Annotated in this window: 15 protein-coding genes; 9 read left to right on the forward strand and 6 right to left on the reverse strand. The window is 64.1% G+C overall.

What is annotated here, in order from left to right; translation table 11 throughout:
- Positions 1-22 precede the first annotated feature (22 nt).
- Positions 23-928: a LysR family transcriptional regulator gene (locus tag AC2FNA_RS16145; protein WP_496828234.1), complete on the reverse strand. Its 906-nt coding sequence runs from the start codon at positions 926-928 to the stop codon at positions 23-25.
- Between the two features lie 106 nt (positions 929-1,034).
- Between AC2FNA_RS16145 and metF the strand changes: the two genes are divergently transcribed.
- Together metF and AC2FNA_RS16155 are read left to right on the forward strand one after the other, a co-directional pair.
- Positions 1,035-1,901, forward strand: a complete 867-nt coding sequence (gene metF / locus AC2FNA_RS16150; RefSeq protein WP_496828236.1) for a methylenetetrahydrofolate reductase [NAD(P)H] — start codon at positions 1,035-1,037, stop codon at positions 1,899-1,901.
- 61 nt (positions 1,902-1,962) lie between these two features.
- Positions 1,963-2,448 carry a PaaI family thioesterase gene (locus tag AC2FNA_RS16155; RefSeq protein WP_496828238.1) on the forward strand — a complete coding sequence of 162 codons (486 nt, stop codon included), beginning with the start codon at positions 1,963-1,965 and terminating at the stop codon, positions 2,446-2,448.
- A gap of 203 nt (positions 2,449-2,651) precedes the next feature.
- Here the strand turns inward: AC2FNA_RS16155 and AC2FNA_RS16160 are convergent, their stop codons facing one another.
- A complete protein-coding gene (locus AC2FNA_RS16160) occupies positions 2,652-3,731 on the reverse strand; it encodes a T6SS phospholipase effector Tle1-like catalytic domain-containing protein (RefSeq protein ID WP_496828240.1) in 1,080 nt (359 codons plus the stop codon).
- Positions 3,706-5,997, reverse strand: coding sequence for a xanthine dehydrogenase family protein molybdopterin-binding subunit (locus AC2FNA_RS16165; protein WP_496828242.1), 2,292 nt, complete (start codon positions 5,995-5,997; stop codon positions 3,706-3,708). Before AC2FNA_RS16165 ends, AC2FNA_RS16160 begins: the two co-directional genes overlap by 26 nt.
- A 161-nt stretch (positions 5,998-6,158) precedes the next feature.
- On the opposite strand from AC2FNA_RS16165, the gene AC2FNA_RS16170 reads away from it, so the two are divergent.
- On the forward strand, positions 6,159-6,887 hold the full coding sequence (locus AC2FNA_RS16170; protein WP_496828244.1) for a dienelactone hydrolase family protein: 729 nt from the start codon (positions 6,159-6,161) through the stop codon (positions 6,885-6,887).
- Here AC2FNA_RS16170 and AC2FNA_RS16175 read toward each other — a convergent pair.
- On the reverse strand, positions 6,860-7,771 hold the full coding sequence (locus AC2FNA_RS16175; protein ID WP_496828246.1) for a LysR substrate-binding domain-containing protein: 912 nt from the start codon (positions 7,769-7,771) through the stop codon (positions 6,860-6,862). The two genes, AC2FNA_RS16170 and AC2FNA_RS16175, sit on opposite strands and share 28 nt — an antisense overlap.
- A gap of 105 nt (positions 7,772-7,876) precedes the next feature.
- Between AC2FNA_RS16175 and AC2FNA_RS16180 the strand changes: the two genes are divergently transcribed.
- The 4 genes from AC2FNA_RS16180 to AC2FNA_RS16195 all read left to right on the forward strand — a co-directional run bounded on the left by AC2FNA_RS16180 (position 7,877) and on the right by AC2FNA_RS16195 (position 14,169).
- Positions 7,877-8,764 carry a phytanoyl-CoA dioxygenase family protein gene (locus tag AC2FNA_RS16180; RefSeq protein WP_496828248.1) on the forward strand — a complete coding sequence of 296 codons (888 nt, stop codon included), beginning with the start codon at positions 7,877-7,879 and terminating at the stop codon, positions 8,762-8,764.
- Positions 8,765-9,122: 358 nt separating this feature from the next.
- Entirely contained in the window at positions 9,123-12,284 is a 3,162-nt protein-coding gene (locus AC2FNA_RS16185) for a valine--tRNA ligase (protein WP_496828250.1), read from the forward strand.
- 82 nt (positions 12,285-12,366) lie between these two features.
- Entirely contained in the window at positions 12,367-12,699 is a 333-nt protein-coding gene (locus AC2FNA_RS16190) for a DnaJ family domain-containing protein (protein ID WP_496828252.1), read from the forward strand.
- A 72-nt stretch (positions 12,700-12,771) separates the two neighbouring features.
- Positions 12,772-14,169, forward strand: coding sequence for an alpha/beta fold hydrolase (locus AC2FNA_RS16195; protein WP_496828254.1), 1,398 nt, complete (start codon positions 12,772-12,774; stop codon positions 14,167-14,169).
- 170 nt (positions 14,170-14,339) lie between these two features.
- On the opposite strand, the gene AC2FNA_RS16200 is transcribed toward AC2FNA_RS16195, so the two are convergent.
- On the reverse strand, positions 14,340-15,122 hold the full coding sequence (locus tag AC2FNA_RS16200; RefSeq protein WP_496828256.1) for a crotonase/enoyl-CoA hydratase family protein: 783 nt from the start codon (positions 15,120-15,122) through the stop codon (positions 14,340-14,342).
- 73 nt (positions 15,123-15,195) lie between these two features.
- Positions 15,196-16,266, reverse strand: a complete 1,071-nt coding sequence (locus AC2FNA_RS16205) for an SMP-30/gluconolactonase/LRE family protein (protein ID WP_496828258.1) — start codon at positions 16,264-16,266, stop codon at positions 15,196-15,198.
- 92 nt (positions 16,267-16,358) lie between these two features.
- On the opposite strand from AC2FNA_RS16205, the gene AC2FNA_RS16210 reads away from it, so the two are divergent.
- Together AC2FNA_RS16210 and AC2FNA_RS16215 are read left to right on the forward strand one after the other, a co-directional pair.
- Positions 16,359-17,465: a pyridoxal phosphate-dependent aminotransferase gene (locus AC2FNA_RS16210; RefSeq protein ID WP_496828260.1), complete on the forward strand. Its 1,107-nt coding sequence runs from the start codon at positions 16,359-16,361 to the stop codon at positions 17,463-17,465.
- Between the two features lie 50 nt (positions 17,466-17,515).
- Complete coding sequence (locus tag AC2FNA_RS16215; protein ID WP_496828262.1) at positions 17,516-17,695, forward strand: hypothetical protein; 180 nt, start codon at positions 17,516-17,518, stop codon at positions 17,693-17,695.
- Positions 17,696-17,697 lie beyond the last annotated feature (2 nt).

Consider the following 17,697-nt stretch of genomic DNA (forward strand, 5'->3'; position numbering starts at 1 on the left):
CCTTGTCCAAGACAAGGCCCCTCTATTGGTTTTGCAATTTGCGCGCCTCGGTCCGGGCAAGCCCGACCAGTTCCCGCACAAACGGTTTTTCCAGGTCCTCGCTGCGCACCGCCGCATAAAGCCGCCGGGTGATCCCCGTCTCGGTCAAGGGCCGCGTCACGTAGTCCGAGCTGTATTTCACTTCGCGCACCACCCAATCGGGCAGGACCGATACCCCCCGGTTCGACGCCACCAACAGCAGAATCACCGCCGTCAGCTCGGCCTGACGCACCTGCGCTGGTTCCACCTTGGCCGGGATCAGCAACTGGCTGAACACATCCAGCCGCGACCGTTCCACCGGATAGGTGATCAGCGTCTCACCCCGGAAATCCTCGGCCTCGATCCATGGCTTCGACGCCAGAGGATGGGTCGAGGCCGCGACAAACACCGCGTTGTAATCGAAAAGTTCCACGAACTCGACGCCAGGTATCTCCTCGGGGTCCGAGGAGACCACCAGATCCACCTCTTCCTTTTGCAGCGCCGGCAGCGCATCAAACGCCAGCCCGGGGCGGATATCCACGTCCACATCCGGCCAGCTCTTGCGAAAGGCCTCCAGCACCGGAAACAGCCATTCGAAACAGGCATGGCATTCGATGGCGATATGCATTCGCCCCGATCGCCCGTCGCGCAAAGACGAGAACTCGGCCTGCATCGCCTCCACCTGCGGCAAGATCTGCTCGGCCAGCCTGAGCAGGCGCATCCCCGCCGCCGACAGTTTCATCGGCTTCGACCGCCGCACGAACAGCTCCACCCCCGCCTGATCTTCCAACCCCTTGATCTGGTGGCTCAGAGCCGACTGGGTGATGTTCAGCTGATCGGCAGCGCGGGCCAGCCCGCCGCATTCATGGATCGCCTTGATGGTCCGCAAATGCCGGAATTCGATATGCATCCTATAGTATCACTCATGTTGTTCTTGAGTATTATGAAGTTGTCTCACAATGCTGCGGATGCGACAAGAGGCGAAACACCGCCCCTTGCGCAGGATGACCGCCCAAATGACCGCCCCTCAGATCTCCTTCGAATTCTTCCCGCCGAAAAACCTCGAAGCCTCGTTCCGGCTCTGGGATACGGTACAGGTGCTGGCGCCGCTGGCCCCCCGCTTCGTCTCGGTCACCTATGGTGCCGGCGGCACCACCCGCGAACTGACCCGCGACGCGGTCGCCACGCTGCACAAATCCTCGGGCCTCAACGTGGCGGCCCACCTGACCTGCGTGCAGGCCAGCCGCGAGGAAACGCTGGCCATTGCCGACAGTTTTGCACAGGCCGGTGTAACCGACATCGTCGCCCTGCGTGGCGACCCGCCCCAGGGCGCGGGCCGCTTCACGCCGCACCCCGGCGGTTTTGCCAATTCGGTGGAGTTGATCCAGGCCCTGGCCGAAACCGGCAAATTCGCCATCAGGGTCGGCGCCTATCCGGACATCCACCCCGAAGCCGCCAGCGCCCAGGCCGATATCGACTGGTTGAAGGCCAAGCTGGACGCAGGAGCGGATGAGGCGCTGACACAGTTCTTCTTCGAGGCGGACACCTTCTTCCGCTTCCGCGACGCCTGCGCCAAGGCGGGTATCGACAAGCAGATCACGCCCGGCATCCTGCCGATCGAGAACTGGAAGGGCGCTCGCAACTTCGCCCGTCGTTGCGGCACCCATATCCCTGCCTGGGTCGAGGACGCCTTTGACAAGGCCACCCGCGACGGGCGCGAGGATCTGCTGGCCACCGCCATCTGCACCGAACTCTGCTCGGACCTGATCGAGGGCGGCGTCGACAAGCTGCATTTTTACACGCTGAACCGCCCCGAACTGACCCGCGATGTCTGCCACGCGCTTGGCGTCACGCACAAGGTGGCGCTCCAGAACGTTGCGTAACGGTTGAGCATCCTGCGGCCCCTGCTAGCGTTCCTCCGACCTTGACCCGGAGGAACGCGCCATGACTTTCGCCAACGGACCCGAAGAGCTGCTGGGACCGGCCGACATGGCCAATATGTCGGGGCTCGATTTCATGCAGGGCATCCTCGATGGCCGCCTGCCCGCCCCGCCCATCGCGCGCACCATGGGGTATCACCTGCACGCGGTCGCGAAAGGCCGCGTCGCCTTTCGCGGCACGCCCAGTTTCGACGTCTGCAACCCGCTCGGCGCCGTGCATGGCGGCTGGTACGGCACCCTGCTCGACAGCGCCATGGCCTGCGCGGTGCAGACGATGGTGCCAAAGGGCGCGGCCTATACAACGCTGGAATACAAGATCAACATCATCCGTTCGATCCCGACCGGGACCGAGGTCGAGTGTATCGGGATCGCCGACCATGTCGGCCGCTCCACCGGCGTCGCCCATGGCGAGATCAGGGGCGTCGAGGACGACCGCCTTTATGCGACAGGCTCGACCACCTGCATCGTCCTGAATATCCCGCGCGGTTGATGTCGCGTATTTGCGACCAGAAAGAAGCGGCACCCCCACCTCTTCATTCCGCCGAAAATACTCCCGCCGGAGGCATCCCACCTCTCAACCCGTTGCCGACCGGCACGCATTGCGCGACCTCACAACGATCACCCGCCCGAGGCGGCGGCACGCCGCCGAGGTATCGTCTTGCGCCGCAGGCGCGCAATCTGGCAGCGGCCCGCTTAGCCGTAACTGCGTGAGCGCAGGTAGGGGGCCGGCAGGCCGGCGGGCAGCGCGTCGCCGGTTACGCTTTCATGCAACCGCTCGCTGGGATCCTTGCCGACAGCGCGGGCCGAGCGCAGCAAAAATATCTTGCCCCACCCGTTCCATGTTCCGACCGAAGGCGCGTTGGGATCGGTGGGAAAGCGCGCGCGCCAGCCCTCGGGCAGCGGCAGGCCAAGGTTCTCGGCCCGCTCCAGCATCCAGACAAGCGAGAGATTGGCCAGAGGCCGGGCGCGCTCATCCCCGCCCAACTGCCCGCCCACATCACCATGCGTGCCGCGGAACCAGACCTGCTCCACATGGCCACGGAATTCGGGCTTGCAGTCCCACAGGATCGGCTCGAATACGTCGCGCGTCTCGTTCAGCGCCAGCGCGTGATAGCCATGGCGCACGCTACGGCCCAGATGGTGGCTGTGAAAGGCGTGCCGCTGTTCCGACAGGCGCCACAGCACCGGCAGCCGCAAGCCCAGCGCCTTGACCGTGTCCCAGACCCCGACCATTTCGATCATCACGTCGTGGTGACAATAGAGATCGCGAAACACCTGCGCATGCGGTCCCTGGACGTCGCATTCATAATGGCGATAGGCTTGCCGGATATTGCGCACCGTGGCATGTTCGGCCTTCAACAGTCCCACCATGTCGATCACCCCGGCCAGGCTGCGCACCGCATAGGCGCCGCGTGAATATCCCAGCAGAAAGATCCGGTCGCCAGGCCGATAGCGCGACGCAAGATATCCGTAGGCCCGGCGGATCTGGCGGTTCAGCCCTCGGCCCATCATCACGTCCGGCGTCGTGCGCCAGCTGGTCCATTGCACACCCGCCTCGTAGAAGACCGAAACCTGCGCCCCCATCTCGCACATCAGCCGATAGGTCTGGCCCGCATGGGTCTCGCGCCCCGGCTCCAACGTCGACATGGTCCCGTCGAGGATGATCACATGGGTTTGCGGTCCGCGCTGGCGTACCTCGCCTGAATGGGCGGCGCTGAGCGGCCGCCCCAGCCATCCCAGTAGCTTCCTACTCAGCCGCGACAGGTTCAGCATTCAGCATTTCCCATAGCCTGAGGGGGGTAAAGGGCATATCCGCCTGCCTCACCCCCCGATCCCAGATCGCATCCTGCACCGCGTTCGCAATCGCGGCCAATGCGCCGACCGTACCGGCCTCGCCACAGCCTTTCATCCCCATCGGGTTGGCTGTCGACGGCACCGGCACCGAGGTAAACCCGATGATGGGAACCTCGCTTGCGCGTGGCAAGGCATAGTCCATGAACGTTGCCGTGAGCAGCTGCCCCTCGTCGTCATGCACGACATGTTCGCAAAGCGCCTGACCGATCCCCTGCGCGACTCCCCCGTGCACCTGTCCTTCGGCGAGCAAGGGATTGATCAGGTTCCCGAAATCGTCCCAGACCCGGTAGCGGTCTACCGTCGCCTGGCCGGTCTCGGGGTCGATCACGATCTCGGCAAGATGAGCGCCGTTGGGATAGGACCGACCCGGCAGTTTGGCCCGCGCGGCATGGCGCAGAAGGTCATTGCGCCCGTCGGCCCGTGCCATCGCAGCGGCCTCCAGCATCGAGGGCGTCAGATTGGAGCCCGGCGCCCGAAAGGTTTCGTCGTCAAATGTCACCTCGCTCTCCTCAACCCCCATCTTGCCCGCGAGAAAGGGCGTGAATGCGGCAACCATGCGTTCAACTGTGGCCAAAGTTGCATTGCTTTGCACCGTGACCGAACGCGAGCCGCCGGTACCGCCGCCCTGCGCGATGCGGTCGCTGTCGCCCTGCACCACCCGGATTCGGTCCATCGGCAGCCCGGTTTGGTCGGCCAGAAATCGAGCATAGACAGTCTCGTGCCCCTGTCCGTTCGATTGGGTGCCGACCATCAGGTCCACGGTGTCATCCTCGTTGAAAGCGATCTCCGCGCCTTCGGAAGGATCGCCCAGAATGCTTTCGATATAGTAACACACTCCGATCCCGCGCAGCAGACCTGACTGGGCATCGGCCTCGCGACGTGCCGCAAAGCCCTGCGCCTCGGCCTCGGCGAGCCGCAGCAAGCGGTCGAAATCACCCACGTCATAGGTCTCGCCCGTCGCGGTCTTGTAGGGGAACGCCTCGGTCCGGATGAAGTTGCGGCGCCGGATCTCCCAGGGGGTGACACCCAACTCGCGCGCGGCCCGGTCCATGACCCTTTCCAGCACATAGATCGCCTCGGGCCGCCCCGCCCCGCGATAGGCATCTACCTGGGTGGTATTGGTGTAGTACCCCTCGACCCGCAACCAGGCGGTCTGGATGTCATAGACCCCGGTCAACACGCGCGAGAACAGCTGAGTCTGGATCGCTTGGCCGAAATGGCTGTTATAGGCGCCCAGGTTGCAGCGGGTGCGCACCCGGTAGGCGGTGATGCGCAGATCGGCGTCAAAGGCCAGTTCCGCCAGCGAGGTCAGGTCGCGACCGTGATTGTCACTCAGCATCGCCTCGGTCCGGTCAGACATCCAGCGCACCGGTCGGTTCAGCACCCGTGCCGCATGGGCGACGGTGAAATATTCGGGGTATGGCATCGCCTTCATGCCGAACCCGCCCCCCACATCGGGGGTAGTCACCCGCACATCCTCGGATGCGATGCCCAGCTTCTCGACCAGTTGCGCCTTCATCCCCCAGACACCCTGGCCGCCATAGGCGAAATGCAGTCGCCCCTCGACCATCTCGGCGTAACAGCCGCGCGGCTCCATCGAGTTGGTGATGACCCGGTTGTCGTCGACCTGCAACCCGACCACATGTGTGGCGCTGGCAAAGGCCGCCTCGGTTGCGGCCTCGTCGCCCAGCCCCCAATCAAAGGCACGATTCTCGGGAGCCTCCGCGTGGATCGCCGGGCCGCCCGGGCCCACGTCGGTTATTACCGGAAGGTCGCGGATATCCATGCCCATCGCTTCGATCGCGTCGCGGGCCTGATCGGCGGTTTCGGCCACCACCATCGCCACCGCCTCGCCGACGAAGCGCACGTGATTGCGCGCCAGCATCGGTCGTTCCGGCGCTGCCCCCTGACTACCATCGCGATTGGCCATGGTGGTGCCGCTCAGCCCCACCTTGACCCCTGCCGCTTCGAGATCGGCCAGTGTCAGCACCAGATGCACGCCCGGCATCTCGCGCGACGCGCCCAGGTCCAGATCGAGGATTTCACCATGTGCCACCGGCGAGCGAAAGAACATCGCCACCAGCGCGTCACCCGGAACCAGGTCGTCGACATACCGGCCCTGGCCGGTCAGAAAGCGTTGGTCCTCGATCCGCGTAACCCGCTGGCTTTTGCCGAATTTTTCCATTGCTTTCCCCTTCGCCCGCATTCTGCTTCACCCGAGACTAGCCTGTGCCCACGGCTTGTCCAGTCGCCCGGCGATACCGCAGAGTGCGCCTCTGAGCCCTACACCAGTGGTACCACGCTCAAGCGCGTGGATTTGTGCACGCAAAAGGCTTATAAGCGCGCATGTGCAGCTGGAACCCGGATGAGTGTTTCACCTTCGCCGCCCCGTTGGACAGCGGGCGCGAGGCCCGACACAGCGTGCATGTCAAAGGCTCCGGTCCGCCCATCCTGCTGTTGCAGGAACTGCCCGGTATAGGCCCCGAGACACTGGCACTGGCCGACCGTCTGATCGCGGCGGGGTTCACCGTCTACCTGCCACATTTCTTCGGAACCTTCGGCAAGACCACCCTTGTAACCAACGCCGTCCGCCTGTTCTGTGTCCGTCGCGAGTTCAACATGTTTCTCAGGGGCCGACAAAGCCCGGTTGCCACGTGGATGCGCGCCCTTGCCCGCCATATCCGCGAACGCGAGGGCAGGAGCGGCATCGGCGTGATCGGCATGTGCCTGACCGGCGGTTTTGCCCTGACGCTGATGGCCGATGACGCCGTTCTGGGTGCTGTGGCCAGCCAGCCGGCCCTGCCCGTTTTCGGGGGCGACGCACTGCCTATGAGCGAGGCCGACATTTCCGGTGCCCGTGCGGGCATGTCCGCCAAGGGGCCAGCCCTGGCCATGCGCTACCGCGACGACAAGATGGCCCCCGCAAGGCTGATGCGGAACCTAGAAACTGCGTTTGACGACGGGCTGGAAACGGTCGAATACCCCGGCAACCGGCATTCCCTTCTTACGCTGCATTTCCACGAACCGGCCTATGCGCGAGTCGAAACCTATTTCCGCGCGCGGCTGGGCGCCTGATCCGGCGCCACCCGCAGGTGATCCAGCAGCCACGACCGGAAGTGGCGGGCGGGCGCGCGTAGCCGCGCGCGATCCTCGCAAACAAGGTGATAGCGCTCCAGCCCCGCCGACTCGACCCCGGGCAGGCAGCGCACCAGACCATGCCGCGCCATCAGCGTATCGCTGGCAGGCGCCCGCGCCAGCGCCAGCCCGACCCCTTCGGCCGCCAGCGCCGCCGCCATCACCGTGTTGTCGACAAACAGGAACTGCCCCGCAGCCGGTGAAAGGCGCAGCGCCTCGAAGAGGCGCAACCACCCCGCCCGATGCGCCGACACATCAATCAGCCGATGCCGTAACAGGTCCTCCGGGCGGGTGATCCCAGCCGCCAGATCGGGATGCGCCACGGGATACAGAAGCTCGCCCATCAGATCGTCCGCCTGCCCGCCAAACAACGCCGGATTGCCGAACACGATCTGCATATCCGCCACTGAACCCTGGAAATCGGCCACGTCATTGCCGGTGCTCAAGCGCAGATCGACCCCGGGATATGCCGCCATGAACCCGCCCAGCGCCGGGGCCAGCACGCCCTGCGCAAACAGCAGGATCGAGCGGACATAAACGATCTGCTCACCACCGCCCCCGAACAGGCCCGCCGTCGTGGTCTCGAGCATCAAGAGCGACTGCTGCACACCGGGCAGATAGGCCCGCCCCCTCTCGGTCAGCACCACTGAATGCGCCCGCCGCTCGAACAGCGCCACGCCCAGATGCCCCTCCAGCGCCTTGACCTGCTGGCTGACGGCGGCCGCCGACATGTTCAGCTGCGCCCCCGCCCGGGCAAAACTCTGCGTGCGCGCCGCCGCCTCGAAGACACGCAACCAGTTGAGCGAGGGGATCCGCGATACCATGACCGCAAGGCTAAGCTGAACTTGCTCTGACCGGCAAGACATACTGTTCTGAACCGCGCAACACCGCCGCTATCCTGCCGGAAACGCGAACAGACGGAGACCGCGATGCCCAGCCCCATTCCCACCGCGAACGGCCACCTCTCTGCCGAGCAGACCGCGCAATACTGGCAGGACGGCTTCCTGCACCCGTTGCAGGTGATGTCCGCGAGCGAGGCCGCCACCCTGCGCGCCGAACTGGAACAGATCGAGCGCAACTGGCTTACCGCCGAGCTGCCGCTGCCACTCAACATGTACAAGCGCGTGAATGCCCATGTGGTGATGCCGCTCGCCGCCCGCATCGCCCGCGATCCGCGCATCCTCGATCTGGTCCAGGGCGTGCTTGGCCCCGACCTCTTGGTCTGGTCGGCCGAATTCTTCATCAAGGAACCCCGCACCACCCATGTGGTCGGCATGCACCAGGACCTGACCTATTGGGGCATGGGCGAAACCCCCGACCAGGTGACCGCTTGGCTGGCGCTGTCACCCGCGACGGTGGAAAGCGGCTGCATGGACTTCGTGGCGGGCAGCCACAAGAACCCGATCCTGCCGCATACGGATACCTATTCCGAAAACAACCTGCTGTCGCGCGGGCAGGAGATCGCCGTCGACGTGGCCGAGGCCGACAGGACCCATATCGAACTCGCGCCGGGCCAGATGTCACTGCACCACGGGCTGACCATCCACGGCTCCGGCCCCAACCGCTCGGACGACCGCCGCATTGGCATGGCGATCCGCTATCTCAATCCCAATGCGCGCCAATTGGTGGCCGAGCGCGATTATGCCATGCCCGCACGCGGCACAGACAGTTCAGGCAATTTCATCCCAGTCGACGCACCCGCGCGCCTCTTCTCCCCCGAGGCGCTGGCACTCTACGAGCGCATCCGCGCCGACCAGGCCAAGGCCCTGGCCCAGGGTGCCAGCAGCGCGGTGCCGCTCTATCAGACAGCCGGATAGACCCCCGGCGGTGCACCCGGCCCCACGGGTGCGCCATTTGAGTATTTGTAACCAGAAAGAAGCAGCAACGAAGCGCCCCGATCCGGTGGCCGTCCGTCCGCAAGGGGATAATCCTGCCGCGGGACAGGGGCGGCTTCTTCCTGGTGCGGTCATGGGCTCTCCAGCCTGTACCGCCTCCCCAGCTTGCGGCGATTCTGGTTAACAAAGACTTGCCGCTTCTTTCTGGTCAAAAATACTCATTTCCGCCCGCATCCGCCGGCGATCCGGCCCGAAGCAACAAGAAAACATGACCAGCCGCCTTTTCCTTCGCCCCGCCTTTGGGTAATTGATCCCTCGATTGACCGAAGGGATCCCCACGATGGCGATGGAAAAGACATTCGACGCGGCCGAGGCCGAGGCCCGCATCACCAAGGCCTGGGAAGAGGCCGGCGCCTTCAAGGCGGGCGCAAACCGTTCGCGCGACGAAAGCTTTACCATCATGATCCCGCCGCCCAACGTCACCGGCGCGCTGCATGTGGGCCATGCCTTCAACAACACGCTCCAGGACATCCTGACCCGCTGGCACCGGATGCGCGGTTTCGACACGCTCTGGCAGCCCGGCCAGGACCACGCGGGCATCGCCACCCAGATGCAGGTGGAAAAGATGCTGGCCGCGACGGGGCAGCCCTCGCGCCGCGAACTGGGCCGCGAGGAATTCCTCAAGAAGGTCTGGGAGTGGAAGGGCCAGTACGGCGGCACCATCGTCGATCAGCTCAAACGCCTCGGCGCCTCCTGCGACTGGTCGCGCAATGCCTTCACCATGGCGGGTGCCGCCGGCGACCCGCGCACCGGCCATGAAAATTCTCCGAATTTTCATGATGCGGTGATCAAGGTCTTTGTCGACATGTACAACAAGGGCCTGATCTATCGCGGCAAGCGTCTGGTCAACTGGGATCCGCATTTCGAGACCGCGATCTCGGATCTCGAGGTCGAGAATATCGAGGTCGCGGGCCATATGTGGCACTTCAAATACCCGCTCGCGGGCGGCGCCACCTATACCTATGTCGAGAAGGACGAAGACGGCAACGTCATCCTCGAAGAGGAACGCGACTATATCTCCATCGCCACCACCCGGCCCGAGACCATGCTGGGCGATGGCGCGGTGGCCGTGCACCCCTCGGACGAACGGTATGCGCCCATCGTTGGCAAGCTCTGCGAAATCCCGGTCGGCCCGAAAGAGCACCGCCGCCAGATCCCGATCATCACGGATGAGTACCCGGACAAGGATTTCGGCTCGGGCGCGGTCAAGATCACCGGCGCGCATGATTTCAACGACTATGCGGTGGCCAAGCGCGGCGGCATCCCGCTTTACCGCCTTATGGACACGCGCGGCCAGATGCGGGCCGATGGCGCGCCCTATGCCGAAGAGGCGGGCAAGGCGCAGGACTACGCGCGCGGCAAGGACTTCACCGAAAACGAGATCGACGTGATAAACCTGGTCCCCGACCACCTGCGCGGCCTCGACCGGTTCGAAGCGCGGGCGAAAGTGGTCGAAGAGATCACCAGCGAGGGTCTCGCCGTGATGACTGTGGCCTCGGACCCGCGCCTGGGCACCACCGCGCTGAAACCCGGCGCCGAGGGGGCGGATGCCATCGTGCCGCTGGTCGAGGCCAAGCCCATCATGCAGCCCTTTGGCGATCGCTCCAAGGTGGTGATCGAGCCGATGCTGACCGACCAGTGGTTCGTCGACGCCGAAAAGGTCGTCGGCCCCGCGCTGGACGCGGTGCGCGACGGCACGGTCAAGATCATCCCTGAATCGGGCGAGAAGACCTATTACCACTGGCTGGAAAACATCGAGCCCTGGTGCATCTCGCGCCAGCTGTGGTGGGGGCATCAGATCCCGGTTTGGTATGGGTTCGACCTGTCGACCAACGGCTTTTCCGACGATGAGAACGACGGAGCCCTCGACCTGGTCGAGATGGGCCGCCTGCTGTCGGAACAAAAACTGCTGCTGGGCGACGAACATCATTTCTGCGCACCTGATTTCGAGGCGGTCATCCGGCAGGTCGCCGATGCCGAGGCCCCCCTGCCCACGCCGCTGAACCATGCCCGCGTGATCGAGGTCGAAGACCGCGCCGCCGCCGTGCATGCGCTTGCGGCAGGGCTGGCCGAATACGAGATGTCGCAGGACCCGACCAAATTGGTCTACCCGGTCTGGCGCGACCCTGACGTGCTCGACACCTGGTTCTCCTCCGGCCTCTGGCCCATCGGCACGCTGGGCTGGCCCGAGGATACCGACGAGATGCACCGGTACTTCCCGACCTCGGTCCTGATCACCGGCTTCGACATCCTGTTCTTCTGGGTCGCCCGGATGATGATGATGCAGCTTGCGGTCGTGAACGAGGTGCCGTTCCACACAGTCTATCTGCACCAGCTCGTCCGCGACGAGAAGGGCAAGAAGATGTCCAAGACCACCGGCAACGTCATCGACCCGCTGGAGATCGTCGACGAATTCGGCGCCGACGCATTGCGCTTTACCAACGCCTCGATGGCGGCGATTGGCGGGGTGCTGAAACTGTCGAAAGAGCGGATCACCGGCTATCGCAACTTCACCACCAAGCTGTGGAACGCCATCCGCTTTGCCGAAATGAACGAGGTCTTTACCGACGCCGTGCCTCGGCTGAGCGCCGCCGAGCTGGCGCCCAAGGCCGCTGTCAACCGCTGGATCATCGGCGAAACCGCCCGTGTACGCGAAGAGGTGGATGCGGCGCTGGACAGCTATCGCTTCAACGACGCGGCCAACGCGCTTTACGCCTTTGTCTGGGGCAAGGTCTGTGACTGGTACGTGGAACTGTCCAAACCGCTGTTGCAGGGCGAGGATACCGAGGCCCAGGCCGAGACCCGCGCCACAATGCGCTGGGTGATGGATCAGTGCCTGGTCCTGCTGCACCCGATCATGCCCTTCATTACCGAGGAGCTATGGGGGCTGACCGCCGAGCGGGCCAAGATGCTGGTGCATGCCGACTGGCCCACCTACAAGGCCGCAGATCTGGTCGATGACGCCGCTGACCGCGAAATGAACTGGGTGATCTCGGTGATCGAGAACACGCGTTCCGCCCGCGCCCAGATGCGCGTGCCTGCCGGCCTCTATGTGCCCATGATCGTTACGGAAATCGACGATCTAGGGCAGGCGGCCTGGGACCGGAACGAGGCGCTGATCAAGCGTCTGGCGCGGATCGACAGCCTGACCAAGGCCGATGCGATGCCCAAGGGCTGCATCTCGATCGCCGCCCCCGGCGCGGCCTTTGGTCTGCCGCTGGCCGAGATCATCGACATCAGCGCCGAAAAGGACCGGCTGGAAAAGGCCAAGGGCAAGCTGGCCAAGGAGTTGGGCGGCCTGCGCGGACGTCTCAACAACCCCAAATTCGTGGAGTCCGCGCCAGACGAAGTGGTTGAAGAAGCGCGCGAGAACCTTGCCGCCCGCGAAGAGGAAGAGGCCCGGCTGAACGAGGCGCTGGCGCGACTGGCCGAACTCGGCTGATCCTTTCTCTGCGCCCCAAAAAGTGGCCATGAATACCCCCATCGGTGTCGCCACCGGTGGGGGTTTTTGCTAGGCTGCCCGCATGCTGAACACATTGCGCAGCCTGATCGAACGCCAGATCCTCAAGGCCCGGGCCGAGGGCAAGCTCTCGGGTCTTGAGGGCGAGGGCAAACCCCTGCCCGACCGCAGCCAGGAGGCCTTGAGCGACCCTGCTGTCGCGGCCGGTTTCCGGATCATGGCGCAGGCCGGAGTAATCCCCGAGGAGTTCTCTCTGAAAACGCAACTCGATGACGCACGCGCGGCCTTTGCCCGGCTGAGCGACCCGGCAGAACGCAAAGCGGCCATGGCACGGATCGCCGATCTCGAGATGCGCTACAACATGGCGCGTGACGCACGGCGCGCCTTTCTGAAATAGGATCACGCAAGTCGGCGATATCCATGTATGATCGTCCGCAAGGGTGTAGGGCACTCAACGGGGGATCGGATCATGGAGCGTCGTCTCTGCGCCATTCTGGCTGCCGACATGGCAGGCTACACGCGCCTGATGGAGCGCAACGAAAGCGATGTTCTGGGGCGACAGAAACTCTATCGGCGCGAGTTGATCGACCCCGCCATCGCGCAGGCGGGTGGCCAGATCGTCAAGACGACCGGCGATGGCATGCTGACGCGCTTCGACACGGCGCAGGCCGCCGTGCGCTGTGCGCTCGAGATCCAGCAGGCCATGCAGCAGCGTGAGGCCGACACCCCGCGCAAGGAACGCATCCAGTACCGCATCGGCATCAATATCGGAGATATCCTTTTGGAGGACGGGGATATTTTCGGTGACGGGGTGAATGTAGCGGCCCGGCTGGAGGCGATTTCGGAACCTGGCGGGATCTGTATCGCGGACATCGTACACCAGATTACACAGGACCGGGTAGCGGAGTCTTTCACCGATCTGGGCCTGCAAAAGGTCAAGAACATCACACGCCCGATCCGTGTCTGGCAATGGGTGCCGAACCGTAACCAGGACAAAAGCCCCGATATCGCCCGTTCCCAGGCCCAGCATGTATCGTTCTGCATTGCAGCGGACGGCACACAACTGGCATGGGCGCGGATCGGCAAGGGGCCGAGTGTCCTGAAGGCACCAAACTGGCTCAACCATCTCGACTATGAATGGCGCAGCCCGGTCTGGGGGCCGTTTCTGGAGCAGATGTCGCACAGATGCGATCTTGTCCGCTTCGACCAACGCGGCAATGGGCTTTCCGATCGGGACCCGGCCGAGATTTCCGAGGACGCGATGATCTCGGACATCGGCAGCATCGTCGAGGCGGCTGGCCTGAACCGGTTCGTTCTCTTCGGCATCTCGCAGGGTTGCGCATTCTCTGTGCGCTATGCCGCTGAAAACCCGGAAAAAGTTTCAGGCCTAGTGCTGATCGCGGGCTATCTTCGTGGCGCGCTCAAGCGCAATTCGCCCGAACAAACGGCCCTGTCCGAGGCGACGAACGTTCTCATCCGCGAAGGCTGGGGATCACCCAACCCGGCCTATCGGCACCTGTTCACCGAAAGCATGATGCCGGATTCCACCGAGGCGCAAAAATCCAGCTTTGACGAGTTACAGCGGGTCTCATGCTCGCCGGATGTGGCGGCCCGGATCAATACGATGAACGCCTCGGTCGAGGTTTCAGACTATGCGCCCCGCATCAAGGCTCCAACACTGGTTCTGCATTCCGAAGGCGACCGACGCGTGCCTGTGGCTGAGGGGCGCAGGATGGCAGCGCTGATCCCCGGCGCGCGCTTTGTTACCCTGCCCGGGAACAACCATGCCCTGATCGATGACTCACCCGCACTGGACATGTTCCTTTCGGAATTCTCGTCGTTTATGGCAGAGATTGACGAAAGTTGAGAAAGAAGAGTAGCGGATTACATTGCCTCTTCGTACTTGGTGAGACCCCTCCTAGGAGTTCAGCCGGTAGAAGTGGAGAGCACGCATAGGTGCAGGTCAATTCCTGAAAGGAATTGGCACAAATCCTCGCCGAGGATTTGTCTTCAGACTTTCGCGAAAGTCTGAACCCACTACTTGAAGACCGGTGCGCGCCCTTGCATCTGGGCCGCGATGACTTCCATCTGATCCGGCTTGCCGATCAGTTGTGCCTGTTCTTGCGATTCCGCCAGTAAAATTTCGGTTCTCTGCTCCGATTCAGCAAGCTCAATCAAGCGCTTGGCCGATCGTATCGCCGAGGGGCTCTTGCCCGCGATCTCTTGCGCCAGCGCGGTGGCCTCGGCCAGAGGATCATCAGCCAGCTCGGTCACCAGCCCCCACTCGGCTGCCTTGGCGGCCCCGATAGGCCGCGCGGTATAGGTGAGCAGGCGCAACACGTCCGAACGTACCAGTTGCGGCAACAGAACCATGCCGCCCATATCCGGGATCAGGCCCCATTTCATTTCCAGCACGGACAGTTTCGTATCCGGTGCGGCAATCCGGATATCGGCGCCCAGTGCGATCTGCAAACCGCCGCCATAAACCGCTCCGTGCAGCGCCGCGATCACCGGAACCGGCACCCGGCGCCAGACCATCGCGACCTCCTGAAAATCATTGGCATCGTGATGGCTGCGCGGCATCAGCATCTCGACCGGGTCCTTGCCGGCGAAAGCGGCAAAGTTCGATACATCGAGCCCCGCGCAGAAGCTCTTGCCTTCGCCCGACAACACGACCGCGCGCGCATCCGAGGCTGCAACCTCTTGCCCTGCGGCGATAATCGCCTGAAACATCGCCTCGTCCAGCGCGTTCATCTTGTCACCGCGGGTCAGGGTGACAAGTGCGATATGGTCCTTGTATTCGACAGATACGCGCGCCATCTGGTTCTCCATTCCTGTTTGGCGCCAGACTGCCCGGTTCCGATCCGACTTGCCAGCAGGACGTGGGGGCAGATCAGGGCAGGTCGGCGGCATCCATGCGGGCGAAGCCGGGGCTATCCAGCGTCATGACATAGAACCGCTCGCCCACCTGCTTGCCGCCGGTGGTGATGCCCAGCCGGCCATCGGGGTCCTGTACCGTGCGCAGGATGCGCCCCGTTCCGTCGAACTGGATCAGCATGCCGCGATGGATCGGCGCGGGCCGCACCTTGGGGCCCAGCCGCCAGACCACCTTGCGCAGAAAGGGGTGAGGCATCAGCGCCTCGGCCGGGACGCGCGGGCTGGCAAAGGCCAGCCAATAGGTGCCGTCGCCCTGCGCCTCGAGATTGTCGGGATAGCCCGGCAGGTTTTCCAGGAACACCTCTGTCTGTCCCGCCTTCTCGCCCTTGAGCCACAGCCGGTGCACCCGCGCCCGCCCGGTCTCGTTGATCAGCAGGAAATCCTCGTCCGGTGAAAGGGCGACACCATTGGTATAGACGAAACCGGTCGCGATCTTCTCGACCCTGCCATCGGGCGTGCGCCGGGCGACATAACCGGTATCGGACTGTTCCCAGACGGTCATGACCGAGGTGGGTTTGGTGCCACCCAGGGTCCTGGGATCGAACCGGTCGGTGGAGTTCGAGAAATAGATGGTTCCGTCGCGCCCCAGATCCAGCTGGTTGGCATAGATCACCGGTGCACCGTCGATCCGGTCCACCACGGTCTCGACCTTGCCGGGTGCTGTCCAGCGCAGGACGCCCCGGAAACTGTCCGCGATGTAAAGCGCGCCGTTCGGTCCGGCCTTGAGGCCCAGTGGCCGCCCGCCCAGCCGGTCGACCAGTTCCGGCACCGCGCCGTCGATGCGATAGAGATTGCCTGCAAGCGACGCCGTATAGACCGTGCCGTCCGGCATCACGGCCAGATCCTCGGGGCCGATTTCACCGTCTGGGAGCGGTACGAATTCGACCTTGTCCAGAACCCGGTTCTCGGCGAAATCACCGATAAATCCGGGGTTTTCCGGCGGGTGATAGGCCACGGGCGCCACCGGAATGGGCCAGAACAGCAGATAGCCAAGGCCAGCGAGCAACAGGATCAGAACGTAACGCATGGGCACCTCTCTGCACTTGGGCGCACCATGCGAGGCGGGACCAGCAAAGGCAAGTCTTGCCCGGCGCCACGGCTTGCGCTTATGTGGCGCGCATGACCGGACCACGCTATACCCCGCTTGCCCAATCGCTGCCCGCAACCGTGCCCTTTGTCGGCCCCGAGACGCAGGAGCGTCAGCGCGGCGCGCCCTTCGCCGCGCGGCTGGGCGCGAACGAGAATATCTTTGGTCCCTCGCCCCGCGCCATCGCAACCATGCAGCAGGCGGCGGGCGAGATCTGGATGTATGGCGACCCGGAAAACCACGACCTGCGCGCGGCGCTTGCGGTGCATCACGGGGTTCGGCCCGACAATATCGTGGTGGGCGAAGGCATCGACGGGCTGTTGGGCTATCTCGTGCGACTGGTGGTGGGTCCGGGCGATCCGGTGGTCACGTCCGAGGGCGCCTATCCCACCTTCAACTATCACGTGGCGGGCTTTGGCGGGGTGCTGCACAAGGTGCCATATGCGGGCGACCACGAGGACCCGCAGGCGCTCTTTGCCAAGGCAACCGAGGTGGGGGCCAAGCTGGTCTATCTCGCCAATCCCGACAACCCGATGGGCAGTTGGCTGAAGGGCGCCGATATCGTGGCCGCAATGAAGGCGCTGCCCGAGGATACGCTGTTGGTGCTGGACGAGGCCTATGTGGAATGCGCCCCCGAGGGCACCACCGTTCAGGTCGATGCCGACGACCCGCGCCTGATCCGCATGCGCACCTTCTCCAAGGCCTATGGCATGGCGGGCGCGCGGGTGGGCTATGCGCTGGGGGCGCCAGAGTTGATCGCCGCCTTCAACAAGGTGCGCAACCATTTCGGCATGAACCGCGCGGCCCAGGCCGGGGCGCTGGCGGCGCTGGCCGATAGCGACTGGCTGACCCAAGTGCAGGAACAGATCGCCGAAGCGCGCATCCGGCTGGGCGAAATCGCGCGCGAAAACGGACTGATACCGCTGCCGTCGGCCACCAATTTCGTGACCATCGACTGCGGCAGAGATGGTGCTTTTGCCAAACGGGTACTCGATAGCCTGGTCGCATCTGGCATCTTTGTGCGGATGCCCTTTGCCGAGCCACACAATCGCTGCATCCGCGTCAGTTGCGGACCAAGGGCCGATCTGGACGCGTTTGCCGCCGCCCTGCCCGCCGCCTTGGCGGCGGCACGCCGCTGATCGCAACGGATTTACCTGACATTCAGGCAATTTGCCCTAAACTGCGGATCATGGATGAACGCGGCATCGGGCGTGCGCCCGACTATACAGTCCCTGCCCTGGTCATGCTCGGGGTGAACCTGACCTGGATCCTGATACTGGTCTGGGCGCTCTGGGGCTTTGCCGCCGCGCTGCTGCTGGCAGCGCTTGTTCACCATGGCATCACACGGCTGGCCGCACGGATGCGCTGAAC

This window comes from Ruegeria sp. YKSD163, assembly GCF_059612905.1.